At 39.5% G+C, this 21,892-nt stretch carries 20 protein-coding genes and 2 tRNA genes; 8 read left to right on the plus strand and 14 right to left on the minus strand.

The genetic code is table 11. The annotated features are described in order from the left end of the window. Positions 1 to 16: 16 nt before the first annotated feature. The 8 genes from ADIARSV_RS04865 to sufB form a co-directional block, all read right to left on the minus strand. Positions 17 to 1,375: a glutamine synthetase family protein gene (locus ADIARSV_RS04865; RefSeq protein ID WP_016194296.1), complete on the minus strand. Its 1,359-nt coding sequence runs from the start codon at positions 1,373 to 1,375 to the stop codon at positions 17 to 19. Between the two features lie 118 nt (positions 1,376 to 1,493). Beyond that, positions 1,494 to 2,504, minus strand: a complete 1,011-nt coding sequence (locus ADIARSV_RS04870; protein ID WP_016194297.1) for a glutamine synthetase beta-grasp domain-containing protein — start codon at positions 2,502 to 2,504, stop codon at positions 1,494 to 1,496. Positions 2,505 to 2,811: 307 nt separating this feature from the next. After that, entirely contained in the window at positions 2,812 to 3,132 is a 321-nt protein-coding gene (locus tag ADIARSV_RS04875) for an iron-sulfur cluster assembly protein (RefSeq protein ID WP_016194298.1), read from the minus strand. Positions 3,133 to 3,136: 4 nt separating this feature from the next. After that, positions 3,137 to 3,559, minus strand: coding sequence for a SufE family protein (locus ADIARSV_RS04880; protein WP_016194299.1), 423 nt, complete (start codon positions 3,557 to 3,559; stop codon positions 3,137 to 3,139). A 6-nt stretch (positions 3,560 to 3,565) separates the two neighbouring features. Continuing rightward, the gene (locus ADIARSV_RS04885) at positions 3,566 to 4,819 is read right to left on the minus strand and encodes an aminotransferase class V-fold PLP-dependent enzyme (protein WP_016194300.1); all 1,254 of its coding nucleotides are present in this window, start codon (positions 4,817 to 4,819) and stop codon (positions 3,566 to 3,568) included. Between the two features lie 28 nt (positions 4,820 to 4,847). Further along, on the minus strand, positions 4,848 to 6,173 hold the full coding sequence (sufD, locus tag ADIARSV_RS04890; protein ID WP_016194301.1) for a Fe-S cluster assembly protein SufD: 1,326 nt from the start codon (positions 6,171 to 6,173) through the stop codon (positions 4,848 to 4,850). Next, entirely contained in the window at positions 6,154 to 6,912 is a 759-nt protein-coding gene (sufC, locus tag ADIARSV_RS04895; protein WP_016194302.1) for a Fe-S cluster assembly ATPase SufC, read from the minus strand. The genes sufD and sufC overlap by 20 nt, the downstream gene beginning before the upstream one ends. A 25-nt stretch (positions 6,913 to 6,937) precedes the next feature. After that, complete coding sequence (sufB, locus tag ADIARSV_RS04900; RefSeq protein WP_016194303.1) at positions 6,938 to 8,380, minus strand: Fe-S cluster assembly protein SufB; 1,443 nt, start codon at positions 8,378 to 8,380, stop codon at positions 6,938 to 6,940. A 133-nt stretch (positions 8,381 to 8,513) separates the two neighbouring features. Here sufB and ADIARSV_RS04905 point away from each other — a divergent pair, with 133 nt between their 5' ends. Further along, complete coding sequence (locus tag ADIARSV_RS04905; RefSeq protein WP_040299109.1) at positions 8,514 to 9,137, plus strand: helix-turn-helix transcriptional regulator; 624 nt, start codon at positions 8,514 to 8,516, stop codon at positions 9,135 to 9,137. 160 nt (positions 9,138 to 9,297) lie between these two features. On the opposite strand, the gene rpe is transcribed toward ADIARSV_RS04905, so the two are convergent. Then, on the minus strand, positions 9,298 to 9,969 hold the full coding sequence (gene rpe / locus ADIARSV_RS04910; protein WP_016194305.1) for a ribulose-phosphate 3-epimerase: 672 nt from the start codon (positions 9,967 to 9,969) through the stop codon (positions 9,298 to 9,300). A 3-nt stretch (positions 9,970 to 9,972) separates the two neighbouring features. Beyond that, positions 9,973 to 10,326 carry a response regulator gene (locus tag ADIARSV_RS04915; RefSeq protein ID WP_016194306.1) on the minus strand — a complete coding sequence of 118 codons (354 nt, stop codon included), beginning with the start codon at positions 10,324 to 10,326 and terminating at the stop codon, positions 9,973 to 9,975. Positions 10,327 to 10,441: 115 nt separating this feature from the next. On the opposite strand from ADIARSV_RS04915, the gene rocD reads away from it, so the two are divergent. After that, positions 10,442 to 11,668: an ornithine--oxo-acid transaminase gene (gene rocD, locus ADIARSV_RS04920; protein WP_016194307.1), complete on the plus strand. Its 1,227-nt coding sequence runs from the start codon at positions 10,442 to 10,444 to the stop codon at positions 11,666 to 11,668. A gap of 78 nt (positions 11,669 to 11,746) precedes the next feature. Then, entirely contained in the window at positions 11,747 to 12,421 is a 675-nt protein-coding gene (locus ADIARSV_RS04925) for a hypothetical protein (protein WP_016194308.1), read from the plus strand. 18 nt (positions 12,422 to 12,439) lie between these two features. Here ADIARSV_RS04925 and ADIARSV_RS04930 read toward each other — a convergent pair whose 3' ends face one another. From ADIARSV_RS04930 to ADIARSV_RS04945, 4 genes are read right to left on the minus strand one after another with little or no spacing between them, the layout of a single operon-like run. After that, complete coding sequence (locus ADIARSV_RS04930) at positions 12,440 to 13,117, minus strand: AcvB/VirJ family lysyl-phosphatidylglycerol hydrolase (protein WP_052016953.1); 678 nt, start codon at positions 13,115 to 13,117, stop codon at positions 12,440 to 12,442. After that, on the minus strand, positions 13,114 to 15,723 hold the full coding sequence (mprF, locus tag ADIARSV_RS04935) for a bifunctional lysylphosphatidylglycerol flippase/synthetase MprF (protein ID WP_016194310.1): 2,610 nt from the start codon (positions 15,721 to 15,723) through the stop codon (positions 13,114 to 13,116). Before mprF ends, ADIARSV_RS04930 begins: the two co-directional genes overlap by 4 nt. Positions 15,724 to 15,739: 16 nt before the next feature. Continuing rightward, positions 15,740 to 16,336 (minus strand): DUF502 domain-containing protein, encoded by a 597-nt coding sequence (locus tag ADIARSV_RS04940; RefSeq protein WP_016194311.1) that lies wholly within the window; start codon positions 16,334 to 16,336, stop codon positions 15,740 to 15,742. 56 nt (positions 16,337 to 16,392) lie between these two features. Beyond that, positions 16,393 to 18,861, minus strand: coding sequence for a bifunctional UDP-N-acetylmuramoyl-tripeptide:D-alanyl-D-alanine ligase/alanine racemase (locus ADIARSV_RS04945; protein ID WP_016194312.1), 2,469 nt, complete (start codon positions 18,859 to 18,861; stop codon positions 16,393 to 16,395). A gap of 64 nt (positions 18,862 to 18,925) precedes the next feature. Here ADIARSV_RS04945 and ADIARSV_RS04950 point away from each other — a divergent pair, with 64 nt between their 5' ends. The 5 genes from ADIARSV_RS04950 to ADIARSV_RS04970 all read left to right on the plus strand — a co-directional run bounded on the left by ADIARSV_RS04950 (position 18,926) and on the right by ADIARSV_RS04970 (position 21,709). Next, the gene (locus ADIARSV_RS04950; protein WP_016194313.1) at positions 18,926 to 19,414 is read left to right on the plus strand and encodes a regulatory protein RecX; all 489 of its coding nucleotides are present in this window, start codon (positions 18,926 to 18,928) and stop codon (positions 19,412 to 19,414) included. 103 nt (positions 19,415 to 19,517) lie between these two features. Further along, a tRNA-Gly gene (locus ADIARSV_RS04955) sits at positions 19,518 to 19,593 on the plus strand. 50 nt (positions 19,594 to 19,643) lie between these two features. Continuing rightward, positions 19,644 to 19,729, plus strand: a tRNA-Leu gene (locus ADIARSV_RS04960). Between the two features lie 229 nt (positions 19,730 to 19,958). Beyond that, positions 19,959 to 20,549: an RNA polymerase sigma-70 factor gene (locus ADIARSV_RS04965; RefSeq protein ID WP_016194314.1), complete on the plus strand. Its 591-nt coding sequence runs from the start codon at positions 19,959 to 19,961 to the stop codon at positions 20,547 to 20,549. Positions 20,550 to 20,698: 149 nt separating this feature from the next. Next, on the plus strand, positions 20,699 to 21,709 hold the full coding sequence (locus tag ADIARSV_RS04970; protein WP_016194315.1) for a FecR family protein: 1,011 nt from the start codon (positions 20,699 to 20,701) through the stop codon (positions 21,707 to 21,709). The last annotated feature ends 183 nt before the right edge of the window (positions 21,710 to 21,892 follow it).

Consider the following 21,892-nt stretch of genomic DNA (forward strand, 5'->3'; position numbering starts at 1 on the left):
AATACGCTCTATCTATTTATATACTTTCAAAATACCTTCTCAACTCCCAGTCACTTACATACTTACTATGTTCATTACACTCCCAGAAGCGGGTTTTGCTAAAATGATTAATAAAATCAACACCAAATAGTTCTGCAGGCAATGGCGACTTGTACATGATCGTCGTTGCCTCAAGCAAACTAGATGGAAGCCGTTCTGCATTCATTTGCGCATAAGCATTTCCTTTAACCGAAGGAATATGAAGTGGTATTTTATTCGCAATTCCATACAGACCTGATGCCAAAGAAGCAGCCATGGCAAGGTAAGGATTAGTATCCGAACCAGGAATCCTCATTTCCAAACGAGTTAACGCATGATTCTGATTGATCACCCGTAACGCTGTTGTGCGGTTTTCAACCCCCCAGCTTACCGTTGTCGGCGCCCATGCCCCTTCCACCAACCGTTTATAACTATTGATCGATGGCGCGTAAAAGGGCATAATATAAGGCATGCAATAAAGCTGTCCAGCCAGATAATGCTTAAATGTGTCACTCATTTTGTCCACATCCTGCTCATCATAGAACAAATTTTGCTTTTTGTCCCGATCCCATAAACTTTGATGAATATGGCCGCTGCAACCAGGAAGCGTTTCATTCCACTTGGCCATAAAAGAAGCTAGCAGACCGTGGTTGCTTGCAATCTCTTTTACCGACGACTTTAATAATAGCGCCTGATCCGCTGCCTCCAGCACTTCATTATGTATTATGGCAGCTTCATACACTCCCGGACCAGTTTCTGTATGCAATCCTTCGATAGGCACTTTAAACTTAGACAGCTGATTTGCCAGGTCATTATAAAACTCAAATTGCTGAGACGGCCGCAGAATGGAATAGCCCAACATTCCCGGACTCATTGTCTGCAGATTCCTGAAGTTTTTATCCACTATTGATTGTGCGTTCTCCTTAAAGTTGAACCACTCAAACTCCTGTGCAAACTCAGCATGAAAGCCCATTTCAGTACACTGCCTTCTGATTTTTTTCAATAGACTTCGAGGACATGCATAGAGCCCTTCTTCTTCCCCTTTACTAAAATCAGCGATAAAAAAAGGAATGTCATGCTGCCAGGGAATCGTACGGAAGGTAGAAAGATCTATAAAACAAGGTTTATCCGGATAACCGCTATGCCAGCCTGTTACCTCCAGATTAGTATTTAAAACATCTGCACTATCCCAACCGAATACAACATCACAAAAGCCATATCCAGTATCAAGACCCGCTATAAATTTATCTTTATGGATTACCTTACCCCTCAATATGCCATCGATATCCGCAAATGCAAACTTTACATAATCCGCATTTTTATCTCTTAAATAGTCAATGATCTGGTGCTTATCCATTAAAATACGATTGAAAAAGTAAATTTCAGCTAATTAAACGGGAATAACTACTAAAGACAAAAAATCACAAAAAAAAACCCCTGAACGTGTCAGAGGTTTTTTTATTTATAAAAGCTAATTATACTTTAGCCGATTTTACTGTCTTAATAATAACAGCTGCAACTTTATAAGGATCTGCAGCAGAGTTTGGACGACGATCTTCTAAGTATCCGTTCCATCCCTTTTCTACTGTGTATAAAGGAATACGGATAGAAGCACCACGGTCAGATACACCGAAGCTAAAGTCTGTAATAGACGCAGTTTCATGTTTACCAGTTAAACGCAAGTGGTTATCAGCACCATATACAGCAATGTGTTCTTCAATCGCCGGACGGAATGCTTCACAGATAATATCGTAAGTTTCCTTGCTTCCAGCAGTTCTCAACGTAGTGTTAGAGAAGTTAGCATGCATACCTGATCCATTCCAATCTAAAGAACCAAGAGGTTTACAATGCCAGTTGATAGAAACACCATAATCTTCACCAATTCTTTCTAATAAGTAACGGGCCATCCAGATTTGGTCACCAGCTTCTTTAGCGCCTTTTGCGAAAATCTGAAATTCCCATTGTCCTGCAGCAACTTCAGCATTAATACCTTCTACATTAAGACCAGCATCCAGACAAGCATCTAAATGTTCTTCTACGATCTCTCTTCCGAAAGCATTCTGAGCACCTACTGAACAGTAGTAAGGACCTTGTGGGCTAGGATAACCTGCAGCCGGGAAACCAAGTGGTTTGCTTGTTTCAGGATCCCAAAGGAAATACTCTTGTTCAAAACCGAACCAAAAGTCATTATCATCATCTTCAATTGTTGCACGACCATTAGAAGGATGAGGCTCATGAGTAGAAGTTAACACTTCACACATAACAAGATAAGCCTCTTTTCTTTGAGGATCAGGACAAATGAAAACTGGTTTCAAAACGCAATCAGATGAACCTCCTGGTGCCTGCTCGGTAGAAGAACCGTCAAAGCTCCAATAAGGGCAATCTTCCAGTTTACCACTAAAATCCTTTTCAATTTTCGTTTTACTACGCAGGCTCTGTGTTGGTTTGTAACCATCAAGCCAGATGTACTCTAATTTTGTTGCCATTTTTGAATATATCGCTAAAATTTACCTTAAATAATATGTTATTGTGTTTATTTTCTAAACTGAAATTCGAATCTACATTTTTATTTCTATTATTTGCAAAACTTTACCACTTTTTTTAAAAATAAATCAAGTATTTTTAACAATACCCCTATATGTCATATTTAATCGAATTCCGCGAACCCAATAACAATTCTCCCTTCTAAAAATAAAGAATCACCATAAAAATAAGAAGCTAAACCCTAAATAAAAAAACAAAATCGCATAAAAAAACCCTCTTTAAACAAGAGGGTCGAGTAAATTGTAAACCTTATAAAAATCCGAGCTCCAATTTGGCTTCTTCGCTCATCATCTCTCTATCCCATGGCGGATCAAATGTAATTTCTACCCTCACCTCCTTAACTCCTTCTATCACAGAAAGTCCGCGCTCCACATCCTGTAAGATCTGATCGGCAACCGGACAGCCCGGAGCAGTAAGAGTCATAATTATTTTAATGATTCCATTCGTATAGGTAATCAACTCATAGATCAGGCCCAGTTCATAGATATCCACAGGAAGTTCCGGATCAAAGATCGTTTTAAGTCTTTCAATTACCTTATCCTGTATTCCCGCTGCATCATTTATTATCATTTCATCAGGCTTTTAAAGAATTGTAGGCATGCGCATACAACTTAATTTGTTTCAACATGGAAAGCAATCCATTCGAACGTGTTGGTGATAGATGTTCCTGCAAACCAATCCGATCTATAAAATACACATCAGCTGCTACAATTTCAGCTGGAGTATACCCTGACAATACCTGCACTACCAGGTTAACTAACCCTTTTGAGATTATCGCATCACTGTCAGCAGTAAAAAACACCTTACCCTCTCTTATTTCCGGATAAAGCCATACTCTGGACTGACATCCCTTAATCAGATATTGATCCTGTTTATATTTATCATCAATTATAGGTAGTTCCTTAGCAGATGTGATGATATATTCGTATTTATCAATCCAGTCTGTCAGGAATTCAAACTCTTCTACAAGTTCATCCTGCTTCTCATTTATAGTCATTAATCCTTAAATTAAAATAGTTAATGCCCTTTTTAAACTAGTTATAAAGACATCTATTTCCTCTTTGGTGTTGTATACCGCAAAAGAGATCCGCAATGTGCCAGGAATCTCAAAGAAATCCATAACCGGTTGTGTACAATGATGACCGGTCCGAACGGCTATACCCATTTTATCAAGCAAAACCCCGATATCATAGGAATGAGCACCATCTACAACCAGTGAAATAGCACCTGAACGATGTGCAGCCGTACCAATAATACGAACACCTTGAATAAAAGACAATTGCTTTAAAGCATATTGATACAATTCCCTTTCAAATCGCTCAATATTTTCCAGCCCGATTTCATTAATAAAATCAATGGCTGTATTCAACGTGATAGCCGCTTCAATATTGGGGGTGCCTGCCTCAAACTTAAAAGGCAGATCATTATATTCCGTAACTTCAAAAGTAACAGACTTAATCATATCACCTCCACCCTGATAAGGCGGAAGTTTATTGAGCCACTCTTCTTTACCGTACAGAACCCCAATCCCTGTAGGGCCATACATTTTATGTCCCGAGAAAACCAAAAAGTCACAATCCAGATCCTGAACATCCACTTTGGTATGTTGTACCGCTTGTGCTGCATCTAATAAAACAGGAATATTTTTGGCATGCGCAATCTTAATAATTTCAGCCACCGGGTTAACTGTACCCAAACTGTTCGAAACCATCGTTACCGCAACAATCTTCACATGATCATCCAACAGACGCTCAAATTCATCCATCAGCAGCTCACCAGATTCATTCATCGGAATCACCTTCAGTGTTGCTCCTCTTTTTCCGCAGATAATCTGCCAGGGAACAATATTAGAATGATGTTCCATAGCCGAAATCAACACCGTATCACCAGGATTCAAATAGGAATATCCAAACGTATCCGCAATGAGGTTGATGCCATCCGTAGTACCCTTTGTAAAGATAACTTCATATGCATGAGGCGCATTGATAAAAGCAGCCACACTATTTCGTGTCACTTCGTAAGCTTCAGTAGCCTCCTGACTTAAATAATGAACTCCCCTGTGGATATTACTATTTATCGTAGAATAATAAGCAGTAATAGCCTCAATAACAGCATTAGGCTTCTGTGTAGTAGCCGCATTATCAAAGTACACCAGCGGTTTCCCGTACACAGATTGATGTAAAGCAGGAAATTGATTCCGTATCGGCTCTCCCCTATATATAAATGCAGTTTCTAGCTGATCTGTAATTGCTTCCATAAATTCTTAAATAACCTTTTACAAATTCCTAAGCTACTGTAAGATTCTCTGTATTCAGTTTTTTGTTCAATAAATCGGATACATAATCCTGCAGCGACTCAATTTTTATCTTTGAAATCACGTCAAATATAAACGATTGCATAATCAGCTTCCTTGCTGCCTCTTCTCCAATACCACGGGTCTGCAGATAAAACAAAGCATCCTCATTCATCTGACCTATTGTTGATCCATGTGAACATTTCACATCATCAGCAAATATTTCCAACTGAGGTTTACTGTTTACAGTAGCCTGATCACTCAGCAAAAGATTATTATTCTGCTGAAAAGCATTGGTTTTTTGAGCATCGGGACGCACAAATACTTTACCATTAAATACAGCGTGAGAAGTATCAAGCAAAATTCCCTTATATACTTCGTTCGTATTACAATTAGGCGACTGATGATCTACCAACGTATGATTGTCAACATGTTGGTCACCAGTCAATATATAAGCGCCTATTAAATTAGTTTCCGTACCTACATCTTTCAATTGAAAGTTAAGGTCGTTTCTTAATAAAGTAACATCGCTCAGCGCAATATTTGAATTATTCAGCACACTGTTCCTGTATTGAAAAACCTCTCTATGTTGCACAAAATAGGCATTTTCAGGAAGCGTGTTGATCATGTGCGTATTCAGGATTGCTGATTCGTGAATCTCCTGTTCGCATACATAACTCACAAAAAGCGGATGTACTAATGAATCAGAATGAAAAGTTTCAATTATAGTGGCTTCACTATGTTTTTCAGCAATTACCAGCATCCTGTAAGGCACAAATTCAGCGATATCATTCACTGTAAATACGTGGGATACATGAATTGGTTTTTCAACAATCGCATGAGCAGCTATTTCCAAAACACTGACTTCTGTAAAGAAAGCCGTGTTTAATGCCAGCATCGGGGCATCATCTTCAGTTGCCAGCGTAGAGATCTTATCCTCGAACCTGATTTCAGCCATGGTTGCCTGGGTATCATAAAAGGTAATGCCTTCAGGCAAAACATCCGAAAGTTCCGGAGCAAACCGACCATTCACCAATACCAAATGGACCGCGTCTAAAGAGTGAATCCGGTTGGTGTTAATTAAAGAATGATCATGTTCAATCATTAATTGCAGCTCATCTTTCAGCGCAGCAGCTAAGCTGGTAAACTTCCACTCTTCATACTTGCGGGTAGGGAAACCTAACTCCTTAAATATAGAGAAAGCTTCATTCCGTTTTTCTGTCAAATTTGCTGATTCAATATATGTTAAAGCAGCCTGCTTTTTATCAAAGCTGTCTACTAAGTATTTATAAAAATTATTATACAGTCCCTGTTTCATGTTGTGTTATCCAGTCATACCCTTTTTCCTCAAGTTCCTGCGCTAATTCCTTAGTGCCCGATTTAATAATGCGTCCATCGTATAAAATATGAACAAAATCAGGAATAATGTAATCAAGCAAACGCTGGTAATGAGTAATAATAACAAAAGCATTATTTTCAGTACGCAATTTATTTACACCACTTGCCACGATCCGTAGTGCGTCAATATCCAATCCTGAATCTGTTTCATCCAGGATAGCCAGTTTAGGATCAAGCATGGCTAACTGCAATATTTCATTCCTTTTCTTTTCACCACCGGAGAATCCTTCATTCAAAGAGCGGTTCACCAAAGATGATTTCAATTCTACAAGCTCTTGTTTATCTTTTAAAAGCTTCAGAAACTCTTTAGAAGTCAATTCAGGTAATCCTCTATGGGAACGAATTTCAGTAATCGCTGTTTTAAGAAAGTTGATATTAGATACCCCGGGTATTTCTACCGGATACTGGAAAGCCAAAAACAATCCTTCTCTTGCTCTTTCTTCAGGAGCCATATCCAAAAGATCCTTTCCATCCAGAAAAGCTGTTCCTTCAGTCACTTCATATTCGGGCTTTCCAGCTAAAACAGAAGCCAAAGTACTTTTACCTGATCCATTAGGACCCATTATAGCGTGAATTTCTCCCGCATTTACCTTAAGATCAATCCCCTTCAGGATTTGTTTTCCTTCAATCGATGAATGAAGATTCGTTATATTAAGCATGTTTTTGTCCAAATTAACAATAAAACTATCCAACACTTCCGTCAAGTGAGATAGCAAGTAATTTTTGTGCCTCTACAGCAAATTCCATCGGAAGTTTATTCAGCACCTCCCTGGCGTAACCATTCACGATCAAAGCTACTGCTTTCTCATTATCAATTCCACGTTGGTTCAGATAGAAAATCTGATCTTCAGCAATCTTGGAAGTAGTAGCCTCATGTTCCACAATGGAGCTGCTGTTTTTCCCTTCAATATAAGGGAAAGTATGCGCACCGCATTTATCACCGATCAGCAGGGAATCGCACTGCGTAAAGTTACGTGAATTTGTTGCGCCCGCATTAATGGACACTAAACCACGGTAACTGTTATGACTATGTCCGGCTGAAATTCCTTTGGAAATGATCCGGCTCCGGGTATTCTTGCCCAAGTGGATCATCTTCGTTCCTGTATCTGCAATCTGCCTGTTGCGGGTTAGCGCTACAGAATAGAATTCTCCTGAAGAATGATCACCCTTCAAAATCACACTTGGATATTTCCAGGTAATGGCAGAGCCTGTTTCTACCTGAGTCCAGGAAATTTTTGAATTTCTTCCTTTAGCAATTGCCCGTTTGGTTACGAAGTTATATACCCCTCCCTTACCATCTTTATCACCGGGATACCAGTTTTGTACGGTTGAATATTTTATCTCTGCATCATCAAGTGCAATAAGTTCTACTACCGCAGCATGTAACTGATTTTCATCACGCCTTGGTGCTGTACATCCTTCCAGGTAACTCACATAACTGCCTTCATCAGCAATTAGCAAGGTACGCTCGAACTGACCACTGTTCATGGCGTTGATACGGAAATAAGTAGAAAGTTCCATCGGACAACGTACACCCTTAGGGATGTAAGCAAATGATCCGTCGGAAAACACAGCGGCATTAAGTGCTGCAAACAAATTATCGGTAGCAGGAACTACGGTTCCTAAGTATTTCTTAACCAGTTCGGGATGATTTTGAACCGCTTCACCGAAGGAACAAAAGATTACCCCTATTTCGGCCAGTTTGCCTTTAAATGAGGTACCTACGGAAACACTGTCGAAAACGACATCAACGGCTACCCCGGAAAGCATCTTCTGCTCATCAAGAGAGATTCCCAGTTTAGCGAAAGTTTCTAGCAACTCAGGATCAACTTCATCCAGACTTGCCAAAGCCTTTTTCTTAGGCGCAGCATAATAGGAAATATCCTGAAAATTCAAATCAGGAAAATTAAAGTTCTGCCAGTCTGGTGTCTCCATTGTCAAAAAGTGCTTTAACGCTTTCAGACGATATTCCAATAACCAAACCGGTTCATTCTTCTTAGCTGAAATGAATCGCACCGTATCTTCATTCAAACCCGGAGGTAAAATCTCCGTATCTATATTAGTAGAAAACCCGTACTCGTATTCACTATTCGCAAGTTCTTCTAATAACTCTTGGTCTTTACTCATCGTTCAAATTAATTAAACCTATATTTTATTTATCAGGAAATCGCAACCTGCATTCCATTTTAAAAATTTTGTCTTTATTAATTACAAAGTTACTACTTTTGCATTAAACAAGTAAAAACTTGGAAAAATAATTATGCGACCAAACAGGTTCTTACAGCTTCTTAAAACGAGAGGGCCTCTTAGTGCCAAAACTATTTCCGTTGAATTAGGCATGACGGGCGAAGGTGCACGTCAGCAACTAATCAAACTGACAGAAGAGGGACTCATAAAAGCTACCTCCATTTCTAACGGTGTAGGAAGACCTATGCAAATATATGAACTTACCGAACATGGCAATACGTATTTTCCAAACAACCATGCGGAACTCAGTGTAGAACTGCTTAATGCCATTAAAGATGAGCTTGGTGAGGAGGCCCTAGGATTGGTACTAATTACCCGTGAAAAACAGGCCGTTAAGCGTTACATGGAGGTCTTAAAGGACTATCAGGGCCTTGAAAATATCCTTAAAAGTTATACCGCAATCCGGTGTATTGAAGGGTATATGGCTGAATGCATTAAGGAGTCTGACCACGTTTATACACTACTTGAGAACCATTGCCCCATAGGTGCGGCTTCAAGTGCCTGCTCCGGATTTTGTCATTCAGACATGCGTATTCTTCAACAAATTTTGGGTGAAAATGTACAGATTATACAGGACCATACAATCGCAAAAGGACAACGCGTGTGCTCATACACTATCACGAGATTGCAATATTAATATGACGCTAATATTAACTAAGCAGCATGTTAGACTGACCTGAGTCGCAGTTTAGTTTCCTTCGAGCGAACAAGGTGCGGACAAGGTGCGGACAAGGTGGGTACAAAGTGCGAAAAAATCATGAACATGATCAGATGAAAACATTCCATTTTCAGCTAGTTCAGATCAAATTACTAAAGGGATCTAATTCTTTCAGCGAATTGATTGTTTTCATTGGATTATCTGAAGAAAAAACAAAATTACCGGCTACAAGGACATTTGCACCAGCCTTTACGAGCGAAGTTGCATTAGTTAAGTTTACCCCTCCATCCACTTCAATATATAAAGAATCATTCCTTCCTGCGGCTAAAGCTTTCAAGGTATGAAGCTTCTGATACGTATGCTTAATGAATTTTTGTCCCCCGAAACCTGGATTAACAGACATCACGAGTACCAGATCTACATCTTCAATAATATCTTCCAATAAAGAGATGGGCGTATGCGGATTTAAAGCCACACCGGCAGTACACCCCATTTTTTTTATAGCATCAATCGTGCGGTGCAAATGTGTACAGGCTTCATAATGAACGGTAATATTAGTGGCCCCGGCATTTTTAAACGTTTCCAGATAGCGATCCGGATCGGTGATCATTAAATGCACATCAAGAGGTTTTGTTGCATGTCTGGCAATAGACTCTACCACAGGAAAGCCAAATGAAATATTAGGGACAAATACACCATCCATAATATCTACATGAAACCAGTCTGCTTCAGAATTATTAATTAACTCAATATCACGCTGGAGATTAGCGAAATCTGCGGCTAAAACAGAGGGAGCAATAAGATGATTCATAGATCAAATATAGGCTTTAAGTAGAGTTGTTACCTCTTTTATGTGAAATGGTTTTTGGATATAATCATCCGCACCACATTCCAAAGCAAGATTTGAAAGTTTTATAGAAGTCGAAATCAGTATAAAAGGAATATGTTTGGTTGTTTCGTCACTCTTTATAATCTTACAAATTTCACTTCCTTTTACAGTGGGAACCCAAATATCACATAGCACAAGATCAGGCAGAATGGTTTTTATATCTTCCACAATCTTTCCATCGCGCGAAGACACCACTTCATACCCCTCCTCTGTTAGGAGAAGTGTCAATATATCTTGAATATCTTCATCATCCTCAATCACTAATATTTTTTTCTTCATGTAAAAATTAACATTAAAACGGTCTACAAAAATTAAAGTGTTATACACTATTACCTATTTTTGTGATATATTGTTTAATTTAACCCATCTTTCTTTAGTAATACACTTGAAATATATGATAACCAGTCAGGAAGCAATCGATTTAGAAGACCAATACGGAGCCCATAATTATCATCCACTGCCGGTTGTTCTGGCTAAGGGGAAAGGGGTATTTGTGTGGGATCCTGAAGGAAATAAATATTTCGATTTCCTCTCTGCCTACAGTGCCGTGAACCAGGGACACTGTCACCCTACGATTATAAAGGCACTTATTGAACAGGCACAGGTACTTACACTGACTTCCCGCGCCTTTTATAGTGTAAAACTAGGACAATGTGAAAAGTTTATATCTGAATTTTTTGGATACGAGAAGGTGTTGATGATGAATTCTGGAGCAGAAGCGGTAGAAACAGCTTTAAAATTAAGCCGGAAATGGGGTTATGTAAAAAAAGGAATTCCAGATAATGAGGCGCAGATCATTGTGTGTCAGGAGAATTTCCACGGACGGACTACTGGTATAATTTCCTTTTCATCCGACCCTGAATCCACGACTAATTTCGGACCATTTATACCCGGTTACATTCCGATCCCCTATAATAACCTGGCTGCGCTTGAGGAGGCATTAAGCAATCCGAATGTATGTGCCTTTCTGGTAGAGCCCATTCAGGGAGAAGCGGGGATCAAGATTCCAGACGAAGGTTACCTGACGCAAGCCTGGGCACTATGTAAGAAACACAATGTTCTTTTCGTTGCTGATGAAATACAAACAGGGATTGCGCGGACGGGTAAAATGCTGGCCTGTGACTACGAACATATCCGTCCGGACGTTCTTATTTTGGGCAAAGCACTCTCAGGAGGAGTACTTCCAGTATCAGCGGTGCTGGCCGATGATAAGATTATGCTGGTCATAAAACCGGGTGAGCATGGCTCTACTTTTGGAGGAAATGCGCTGGCTTGTGCAGTATCTATGGCTGCTTTATCCGTAATCAAAGAGGAGAACCTAGCAGAAAATGCTGCAAAAATGGGCCTTTTATTCATAAACAGGATGAAGGAACTGAAGGAAAAGTATCCAAACATCATCTCTGAAGTACGCGGGAAAGGATTAATGAACGCAGTTGAAATTAAAGCACAGAAAAATGGACATACTGCCTGGGATTTCTGTATCCTATTAAAAAACAAAGGATTATTGGCAAAACCTACACATGGCCATATCATTCGATTTGGCCCTCCCCTTGTCATAGATGCCAAACAAATGGAAGAGTGTCTGCTCATTATTGAAGCTACGCTTGATGAATTTGGGTAATATTAGAAAAGATTAGTTCAACATTCAAACTTATATACTGAACATCTGTTAAAATGTGGTCTAATAAGCTTGTCATCTATGAATAAAATCTATCTAATCTTTACAATCTTCATTTTGTTCTGTATTACTACTGCCGGTCAGGCGCAAAGTGTGGATTCTATATTGCTAAAAGGTCAGGTAATCTTAGCCAAAGAGCGCATTTTTAGTATAAAAGGTTTGGGAATGGCCTTCCCTGTTGGTGGTGTGTCAGAAATCTTGAGGCCTAGGTTCTCTTCTTCAATCGGATACCAGATCCTAAGTAAAAACAGAAAGAACTTTATTTTTCCGGCTATTGATTACTTAAACTATAAGTACGATCAGAAATTCCCAACCGATGGATACAACACCAAAAATGCAAATGCAAAATTCTACATGGCCACCCTCTCTTATGGCTATATTAAAAGCATCAAACAATTGAGCATTTTCGGATCAGCTGGAGTAGGAGGAGGACTTGTAAATGAACCCCGGGCCTCCATAGATGAAGCAGCAGGGAACATCAACTTTAGAAATAAAAGTTCTTTTTCCGGGATCGTAAAATTGAATACAGGAATTGACTATGGAAAGCGTCGGTTTAAGTTTTTTGCCGAGTTAAGTTACATGCAAAACACGAAACGAATAGAGACGCATAACCTACAAACATTAGCCTTTAACATCGGCACGAAAAGTAATTTATTTCGCCTGGCAAAAAGTATAGAAGGAATCAGAAAGAAATAAACGGCTGGCTGATATTAATTAATTGATATCGTTAATTATGCTGGTTGCGAGTAAAAGTTGATCATTATTGTAGTAATGATTCCCTTTTAAGGTCATAACACGGTTTCCTGCATTTCTGAATTCGTTTGTTATACCCGCATTTTCAAGAGTTCCAAAAAAGCACAGCGCTTTCATGGACTTAATTTTTTTCAGTTCGGCCAAAACATCGTATTTACCAGATGCCTTCATATTCAACATACCGGAGAGACTTACTTCAAAATCGGCTTTTGGCTCAGCAGAGATCATACTTAAACCAGTAAGAGATGCCTTCAGATTTTCAGGCAGTCTGCGGGCCACAAAAGGAACAATGCTTGCCCCAAAAGAAAAGCCGGTGAGCAAGAAGGTGTCCTTTTTCCATAATCTCATATAGCGGTTAATCACTTCTGCGATTTCCCGGGTAGTTTGATCCGGAGATTTTTCATCCCAAAAGTACTTCTTTGCATCCAAAGCGACTACAGGATATCCTTTTGCAGCAAAGGTTTCAGCGAGTTTCTGGGAGAAACTATTCCATCCTCCATCTCCTGAAATAAAGAATACCATTGGCAATTTAGCATTTACATGGGTTGCAGGAATAACCTTTAAGGGGAGATCGGCAGCCTTGAGCAATACAGGGGAAGATAATATAAAAATGAGAAATAATAAACGATTAAAAGTCATGGTTTGATTACTTTATTGAGAATAGAAGGAATTTGAAAGAGATCATAATCATTATCGTATATCAGATATTTATTGAACCATGTTGGTTCAAACTTATCTTTATACTCTCTTAAACCCTTATAATGGGAAAATGTTCTAATACGTTCGTAAGCAAATTTCATTGACTTTTCCGGGAAGGTCTTTGCTTCGTCGAGACCAGCCAATGGTGCAAAGCCCAGATTTATGGCATGATCGCCATTCGATTTGAGGTAATTAAAAAGTTCAATCAGGATAAAGTCCATGATTCCATTAGGTGCATCTGACGATTTACGCATCAGATCGTAGGTAGCCTCACCTTTTACAAAGTCGGGAATAATATTCAGGAAAGCGACCACTTTCTCCTCTTCGTTCTCTACCGTGATGACTACCTGGTTTTTAATTTCTTCCCAGATAAACATACCCTGGGAAAAGATAATTTCAGAACGATTGGTATCCTGCAGCCATTCATCGGATACTGCCTTTAATTTTTGCAGCAATCCATCTTTTAATGGAGGCGTATGAACAGTGGCTTTAAATCCCTTGTCGCTTACTTTTTTCAGTGCGTTGCGCATAGATTTTTTAGTACCGCCAGCTAATGAAAAATTATCCAAATCGACTACCCCCTCCTGTCCAAGAAAAAGTGCTTTTTTGCCCAATTCCTTATACAGCAGCATACTTTGTTCCGATACCCGGTAGTAGATGGGTTTAAGACCATTTTCATAGCCATACTGATCGAATGCTTTAATACATTGTTTCATGCTTTCATGATCGGGAGCAACAGGATCTTCGAGCACTACGGCATAATTCCCAATTACACGGTATGAAATAAAGCTTTCATCTCCCGAGTGAAAGATCAGCTTATCGAAATAAGTTTTAAAATAATCAAGGGCAGAATGTCCATGTTTTTCAAGCAAATTTTCTGCCTTATCCAATTCCTCTTTAGAGGGTTCTTCTTTCGAAACATAGGGTCTGATGAGTGTGTAGAGCAGAAATGCAATGGAAAGCACACCACTTATATTAATGGAATACAGGAAATTACGTCCGAATTTACTTTGTGCAACCAGATTATCATCAACGATTAAAAAATAATTTTCGAGCGTATACCGGATAGACTGAATCAGGCTAAAGTCGACATTAAAATGTCGTTTATCCAGAAGATAAAACCCTAGTGTACCATAGATAATAACAGCCCCCATGCTGAGTAAAGTCGTTTGAATGCCTATGTTTCGCAAGCGGGGATTAATGCGCACGTAGTATTCCTTTCGGGAGACAAACAAGATGACGGTAACCACCAAAGCAATAGTCGACTCTTCGTAATCAACAGCCTTAGCTAAGTTCCCTATAAAAGAAATCAGACTCAGCGTAAGTGCCAGGTACCAGGCAGAACGCAGTCCCTTGAGCATAAAAGCAGCTGTGATGAGCAAAAATAACCCGGCAGCAAGTACAAAATAGTTGGAGACAGAAATTACTTCAGGTGCAATTATCCCTTTCAAAAATTGAACACGAACGGCAATGGAAGGTGTGAGAACGGAAATAATATTGATCAGACCAAGTACAAACAACAGAAACGCAGGCAGCACCCGCATCAGCAGTTTATTAATTTTCAGCAAAAAGCTAAAAGCACCGGCAATCATGGGCAGCCAAAACTCAAAAAAGCGATATAAAAATGTAACGGCAATCGCTTCCACTTCAGAAAACCCAAAACGGGTGATCACAAAAGCCATGGACACCTCTATAGCACCTAATCCACGTAAAAACGGAGATATGATTAAAAAGATGACCGAGATAATATAGGCCATGGAGGAGGTAAGCAAGGAAGGATTCAAGTTTAAGGCCAGCATGGCGATATAGATATGCGCAATACCGACCACTTCAATGATGGAGCTATATAGAACCGTTAACATAAAGCCTTTACTTTCAAGCTTATTATTTATCAGTCCATCCAAGAAAAAAGTTGCATTAGGGAAATATTTTTGAACGCTGCGGTATATGAAACCGCGGCTTTTGATAGAGCGGTAGACGTAGGCCAGCAAGCTGACCAATCCAATGATAGAGGCTAAGGCAAACCATTCGCCAGCGCCTACTGTATTATTCAGGAAAGCAATGACGAACACCGGTAGAGCCACCAGAATGACTGAGAGGATGCCTACAAAACCATATATGGAGGAAGCGAAATGAATTTGCGACTTATTAACCCCTCTTTCTTCAATATCGCCAGTAAAAAAGGCTAATGAAGATATGCCACCAGCAGGAAGGAAAACACTTATAAAGTTACGTTTAAGAAATAATATTAGTCCCACGCGGAGTGGTATTTCAGATCCTACAGCTTTAAAAGAGGCCATATACATCATTCCCTGCAAGAGCAGGTAGACCACGGTTAGTATGATTCCAGGAATGATCCACTCAATGGAAGCAGCTGACATGACGTCTTTTACCTGAGAAATTTCTGCCCGTTCATTTTTAATGAACCAAATTCCTATTCCAATAAAAAAAAGCGTCAGAATAAACTGTGAAATCAGTTTCAGATTCTCCCTTAAAAAGGGAATACTTCTGTCTTTAAATAGTTTAAAGGGTTTTGTATACGGCATTAATGTTTAGAATAGATTAATCCACACCACTGACACCACCAGAAACAATAAACTTCATGGCATCACTAGCGCTCATATGTAAAGGTTTTACATTTTCAACTTTAACAATAGCCAGCTGTCCGGCGAATGAATAAGAGAAAGGGAAATAAACGGCCACATTACCTTCCAGGTTAAGTTTTGAAAGATCCTTTTTAGTGACGAAGCCAATTTGTTTCAGACCAAAATTATTAATCTCAACGATAACAGGTTCATGAAATTTCTTTTCATCCCCTACAAAAGCTTCGGTGAGATCTTTAACAGATGAATACAGGATGTTGAACAAAGGAACTCGGTTGAACCATCTGTTAAACCAATGTTTGATCGGTTCGGTAATTAGATTGGTAACCACAATTCCTGCAAATAAGATGATAACCAGAACCGTAAGGATTCCCAATCCGGGGATATACATTGGTTTTCCTGTTTTGGCATCCACCCAGATTACGCCACTCAGATTGAGTGATTGGTCAAGGGTTGAGACAATCCAGTACACGAGGAAGATGGCCACTCCTATTGGAACGACCACAATTATGCCTTTAATAAAATAATTAATTAATGCGCTGAATATCTTGTTCATCTTGGGTATGACGTAAAGGAAGTGAAATAAATTACAAATTTGTAATCTATTTTTGTTTACTCATAATAATATATACGTTTTACACGTTGTGAAATGCTTGTTAAGACCTCATAAGGAATAGTTTTTAATTGATCGGCAATATCGTTCACGGTATGATTTTCGTCAAATACGAGCACATCATCCCCTTCTTCAGCAGGAATACCTGTAATGTCGAGCATACACATATCCATACAGATATTTCCGATAGTAGGAACCAAAAAGCCATTAACCAGCATTTTGCCTGTACCATTACCCAATTGTCTGTTATATCCATCTGCATATCCGATTTTTACGGTTGCTACCCGCCCGTTATGCGTCATCACTCCTCTTCGATTATATCCTACGGTATCTCCTTTCTTCAGTTCCCTGATTTGAGAGATGCAGGTTTTGAGTCTGGCCACTGTTTCCAATGGTGATTTATGAGCCGGATAAGTACCATCAATACCATATAATCCAATACCCAGACGAACCATATCAAACTGTGCTTCAGGGAAACGGCTGATGGCTGAGGTATTCGCTATATGTTTAATGATGGAATAGCCCAAGGTCTTTTCCATAACATTAGTTATTGAAGTGAACAAGTTAATCTGCTCATGAGTGAGGTCGTCAGACAATGGATCTTCACTACTGGTAAAATGAGAAAATGCACTTTTAACTACAATCGAGGGATTTTTAGCAATGATTTTCAGCATAGGACCAATATCTTCGGTAGAAAAGCCAAGACGATGCATACCGGTATCTAACTTAATATGGATGGGATAATGGTTTTTATTCTTCTTTTTAAGCACTTCTATAAAATCATTCAGGACCCGCAAACTATAGATTTCAGGTTCCAGCTTATCTGCAATCATCATCTCAAAACCAAGCAAGTCGGGATTCATCACCATGATGGGTAATGTTACGCCTGCCTCTCTGAGTGAGATACCTTCATCCGCATAAGCCACAGCTAAATAATCAACCCGGTTAAATTGGAGTACATTGGCGATTTCAAAACTTCCGCTTCCATAAGAAAAGGCCTTTACCATGGCCATCAATTTTACGCCAGGTTTAAGATGTGCTTTATAGTGATTGAGATTATTTTCAAGTGCATTGAGGTTGATTTCTAATACCGTTTCATGAACCTTTTGTGTAAGAATTTTACTAATTTGCTCGAATTCAAACTTTCGTGCACCTTTAAGCAGGATAGTTTCATCAGCAATCGGGATGGTATGAATTTGGCTAATTAACGTAGCGGTATCAGGGAAAAATGTTTTTTCTGTAGAAAAGAGTTTGGCATAAGAGGATATTTCGGGACCTACCCCAATCAAGCGATCTACAGATTTACTTTCTAGTAGTTCGGCTATTTGTTTATATAGTATTTTAGGCGAAATCCCCGCTTCAGGAATCTCAGAAAGAATCAAAGTTCTTTTAGGATGTTGATTTTGTTGATTTAAAAAGTCGAGCGCAATGGCAAGAGAAGAGATGTCCAGACTATACGAATCATCAATAATAGAGCAATTATTGATTCCTGTTTTAAGCTCCATGCGCATCCTTACTGCATGGAGTTCTTCAATCCATTCTGCCACATCATCCTCATCATATTTAAGAGCAAGCAGTAGTGCCCAACAGCAAACCGCGTTTTCTATTGAGGCAGCATCTTTAAAAGGAAGCATACATTCAATTTCCTCCCCCTTAAAGACGGCAGTTAGGGAGGTGTAGTCACCATAACCATCATATTGACGGATTACATTCAGATTTGCCGGTTGATTGAATGCCCAGGTAAACTTTTTCTTCCCTGGAATAGTTCCAGTATAACCCTCAAGATATTTAGGCGAATACACGAAGAGATCCACACCCTTAAAGAGAATCAGTTTCTCTGCTATCTTATCCTCCCTGTAGTCAAATCCTTCATTGTGGGCTTCACCTATATTGGTCAAAACACCTATACTGGGACGGATAACGTTTTTTAGCGCAGTCATCTCCCCTTTTCGTGAGATTCCAGCTTCAAAGATTCCCATGTTATTTTTCTCATTCATATTCCATACGGAAAGGGGAACGCCGATTTGAGAGTTGTAACTTTTGGGACTGCGGATTATATTTTTTTCATGACCCAGCAACTGGTAGAGCCATTCTTTCACTATTGTTTTACCGTTACTGCCGGTAATGGCGATAACGGGGTAGCTGAAATTTTTGCGGTGTTTGGCAACCAAGTCCTGCAATGCCTTCAGGGTATCATCAACTAGTAAAAAATTAGCATCGGGAAATTCAGAAGCTCCGGTGTAGGTTTTATGTACTACAAAATTCCGAACGCCTTCCTGGTATGCTTCCTTAATGTATAAATCTCCGTTTCTCCGCCCACTTAGTGCGAAAAAAAGTGCGTATTTTTCATCTACTAACTTCCTGCTATCGAAAGCCAGGGTACGGACGCTGTATTCAAAATGGGGGATATTTCCCTCTGCTTGAATAACGTTTTTTATCTCTTCGAGAGAATAAGTTATGTGATACATTTGCGGACGAATTTCCGTATTTTTTTGTGATTTGCGTGATAAAATTACTAAATAGCATTCTGTTATGAATTTAGAAAAGCCCATAAATAAAGTTCTGGATAAAAAGGCCGCACAGGCTAAAGCAGAGCACTATTGTGCCTATCAGGAACGGTCGCAACAAGAGGTACGAAGCAAATTATATGAATACGGTTTAAAGAGCTATGAAGTAGAGGATGTTATTTCGGAGCTGATACAAAGCAATTTTTTGAACGAAGAGCGTTTTGCGATTGCGTATACACTGGGGAAATTCAGGATGAAGCAATGGGGAAGGATCAAGATCAAGATGGGATTGAAGAGTAAAAGAGTATCGGACAAACTTATTGTGTTTGCGCTGGGGAAGATCAATGCGGAAGATTATTTCAGTACGCTCTGCCATATAATGAGTAGAAAAGCGGAGCAAGTGAAGGAGTCTGACCCCTATAAAAGGAAGCATAAACTAATTCAATACGGTTTAATGCGCGGATATGAAAGCGATATCATTTTTGATGCTCTGGAATTCAGTGCATTACTATAAAGTTTAAAAATAATTACTTTTTCTCTTGACAGAACTACTTTTCTCTCTATATTTGCAACATCAAAACGGATCGATGTTTTGAAAATTACCAAGCAATAACAATGCGAAAGTAGCTCAGTTGGTAGAGCACGACCTTGCCAAGGTCGGGGTCGCGAGTTCGAATCTCGTCTTTCGCTCCAATCCCTTCCTCTACCGAGAAGGGATTTATTTTAATAGGTTTTCATAACCTGCTGAAGTGGTGGAACTGGTAGACACGCAGGACTTAAAATCCTGTTCGCCTTAAAGCGAGTGCGGGTTCGATTCCCGCCTTCAGTACAATTATAAAAAAGTAGCTAATCATATTGGCTACTTTTTTATGCGATAAATTCTCAGGATTGCTAAAAATTCAATACAATCCATCTCTAAGACACGATCTCTCATTTTTCTGTTATAGTCAATTTACTAAGCTTAAGTCAGGTTCTTTATGGAATAATAATTTAATATACAATTAACACATGCATGATTCTTACATGATAGCTTTGACATGTAAAATTGCATACACAGAATGTCACTCACATTAGAGAATTTACCTGATCATTTACTCTTAGAACATTGCAGGGCAGGCACCGAAGCAGCCTTTAATGTATTGTTCCGCAGGTATTTTAATAAACTGTACCAGTTTTCGTTAAAATTCTTAAAAGACGAGGTGATAGCTGAAAGTCTTGTTCTCGATTTGCTATTGCAGCTATGGCAGAAAAGTGATCAGCTGGATAACAGTATCGAAATCGCCCCTTATCTTTTTACGGCTATGAAAAATAAGGTACTTAACCACGTTCGTAAAAACTACCTTAAAACCCTGCCTCTTGATGACGTTGAAAATCATTGTTTAACTGCCATATCAGCCGATGGGGAACTGGAAGCACGTGAACTCGCATCTGTGTACCAAAGTATGGTAAAGAAACTAAGTCCGCAGCGCAGAAAAGTCTTTCAGATGAGTCGTGAACAGGATATGACGCATAAGGAAATAGCCGCCGAACTACAGCTTTCGGTTAACACAGTGGAGAATCACATCAGCGCATCTATCCGCTTCCTCCGCCAAAATCTAAAAGATCATACTGATATTGCTTTCGTACTGGCCTGCTATTTATACATATAGAACATCCTCCTTTCTTGGCAACAATTACATTAAAAGCATTGATTCCTGAACCTCTTTGTCTACTTACTGCCATTATTTTAAAAAAAACAAATTAGCATTAGTGGCTGAGCTAAAAATATGTGTATTCATATATAGAAGCACATAAATAAATGGATCAGCCTGTAAATAAACATCTCATTCAAAAATACCTTATCGGGGAATGCGACGCCGCAGAGCTCCGGATTATAGATGATTTTTTGAAGCTTGATAATTCGCAGCAATTGATCAACAACGTCCTGGCAGAAGAATGGGATACCTTTCAGGAGCGGGATATCTCAGATGAAGACATTTCCCGTTGGAAGAACCGTTTTGGGGAAGACCATCTACCTAAGCCATTCACTGAAATTAAAAAGCTTCCCGCAAGAAATCGTTTCTTTTCGTTGCCATACGCAGCAGTTTGGAGCGGGCTGTTAATTTGCTTTGTCACCTGGTATGGCATCTCCAAATATACTAATCGGGAAAAGCAAGCTCCTGTCATTGCCTTATTGAAAAGCGAGAACCCTATGGGACAGCGCTCTAAGATTGTTTTACCGGATAACTCAACCGTTTACCTGGGAGGGGGAAGCAAACTGATCTATCCCGAACGATTTGCGGCTAGCAAGCGTGAAATTTCTTTACAGGGTGAAGCTTTTTTCGAGATCACAAAAAACCCTAAGAAACCCTTTATTATCCATACAGGGAATGTACAAACCCGTGTGTTGGGTACATCGTTCCGTATAAATGCCTTTAATGGTCAGCCGATGCTAGTGGAAGTAGCCACCGGTAAAGTCCGCGTAACCCAGCTCTTGTCTCAGGGTGCTAAATCACTTGCTGTATTAACACCCGGACAAAGTCTTAAATGGGATAATAAAAATGCCGTGCTAGGCACTGTAGCGGTAAATGACCTTGAAGAGTGGAAAAACGGCAGACTGGTCTTTAACAGAAGCACCATGCGGGAAATAGCCGCCGTGCTTGAACGCTGGTATAATGTAAAAATAATCTTTGCTGATCCGGAAAAAGCAGAGCAACAAGTCACGATTACTTTAACTGCAAATGTACCAGTTAACCAAATTATGGACGTGCTTGCCGGTACAGCTAGTTTTCACTACCGGATTAAAGGAAACCGGATAAACATCAATTAACAGAGTTTGAACTAATTTAAGAAAAGATGTAACAGCAATACCAGACATAAAAATACCGCTCCCGAAACCGGGAACGGTATGATCATCACAAAAAGCCGGATGTTTTCGACGACGGTTCGGCTTAATGAATAGAATAACAGATTTCCCGCCACAGGCGGGCTCACCCATTAGTTTCCAAAAATA

The sequence above is a fragment of the Arcticibacter svalbardensis MN12-7 genome, from assembly GCF_000403135.1.
Taxonomy (GTDB): domain Bacteria; phylum Bacteroidota; class Bacteroidia; order Sphingobacteriales; family Sphingobacteriaceae; genus Arcticibacter; species Arcticibacter svalbardensis.

Bases quoted from the DNA above. Each gene is read 5' to 3' on its own strand.
- ADIARSV_RS04865 (WP_016194296.1), bottom strand. From the start codon at position 1,375: ATGGATAAGCACCAGATCATTGACTATTTAAGAGATAAAAATGCGGAT.
- ADIARSV_RS04870 (WP_016194297.1), bottom strand. From the start codon at position 2,504: ATGGCAACAAAATTAGAGTACATCTGGCTTGATGGTTACAAACCAACA.
- ADIARSV_RS04875 (WP_016194298.1), bottom strand. From the start codon at position 3,132: ATGATAATAAATGATGCAGCGGGAATACAGGATAAGGTAATTGAAAGA.
- ADIARSV_RS04880 (WP_016194299.1), bottom strand. From the start codon at position 3,559: ATGACTATAAATGAGAAGCAGGATGAACTTGTAGAAGAGTTTGAATTC.
- ADIARSV_RS04885 (WP_016194300.1), bottom strand. From the start codon at position 4,819: ATGGAAGCAATTACAGATCAGCTAGAAACTGCATTTATATATAGGGGA.
- sufD (WP_016194301.1), bottom strand. From the start codon at position 6,173: ATGAAACAGGGACTGTATAATAATTTTTATAAATACTTAGTAGACAGC.
- sufC (WP_016194302.1), bottom strand. From the start codon at position 6,912: ATGCTTAATATAACGAATCTTCATTCATCGATTGAAGGAAAACAAATC.
- sufB (WP_016194303.1), bottom strand. From the start codon at position 8,380: ATGAGTAAAGACCAAGAGTTATTAGAAGAACTTGCGAATAGTGAATAC.
- ADIARSV_RS04905 (WP_040299109.1), top strand. From the start codon at position 8,514: ATGCGACCAAACAGGTTCTTACAGCTTCTTAAAACGAGAGGGCCTCTT.
- rpe (WP_016194305.1), bottom strand. From the start codon at position 9,969: ATGAATCATCTTATTGCTCCCTCTGTTTTAGCCGCAGATTTCGCTAAT.
- ADIARSV_RS04915 (WP_016194306.1), bottom strand. From the start codon at position 10,326: ATGAAGAAAAAAATATTAGTGATTGAGGATGATGAAGATATTCAAGAT.
- rocD (WP_016194307.1), top strand. From the start codon at position 10,442: ATGATAACCAGTCAGGAAGCAATCGATTTAGAAGACCAATACGGAGCC.
- ADIARSV_RS04925 (WP_016194308.1), top strand. From the start codon at position 11,747: ATGAATAAAATCTATCTAATCTTTACAATCTTCATTTTGTTCTGTATT.
- ADIARSV_RS04930 (WP_052016953.1), bottom strand. From the start codon at position 13,117: ATGACTTTTAATCGTTTATTATTTCTCATTTTTATATTATCTTCCCCT.
- mprF (WP_016194310.1), bottom strand. From the start codon at position 15,723: ATGCCGTATACAAAACCCTTTAAACTATTTAAAGACAGAAGTATTCCC.
- ADIARSV_RS04940 (WP_016194311.1), bottom strand. From the start codon at position 16,336: ATGAACAAGATATTCAGCGCATTAATTAATTATTTTATTAAAGGCATA.
- ADIARSV_RS04945 (WP_016194312.1), bottom strand. From the start codon at position 18,861: ATGTATCACATAACTTATTCTCTCGAAGAGATAAAAAACGTTATTCAA.
- ADIARSV_RS04950 (WP_016194313.1), top strand. From the start codon at position 18,926: ATGAATTTAGAAAAGCCCATAAATAAAGTTCTGGATAAAAAGGCCGCA.
- ADIARSV_RS04965 (WP_016194314.1), top strand. From the start codon at position 19,959: ATGTCACTCACATTAGAGAATTTACCTGATCATTTACTCTTAGAACAT.
- ADIARSV_RS04970 (WP_016194315.1), top strand. From the start codon at position 20,699: ATGGATCAGCCTGTAAATAAACATCTCATTCAAAAATACCTTATCGGG.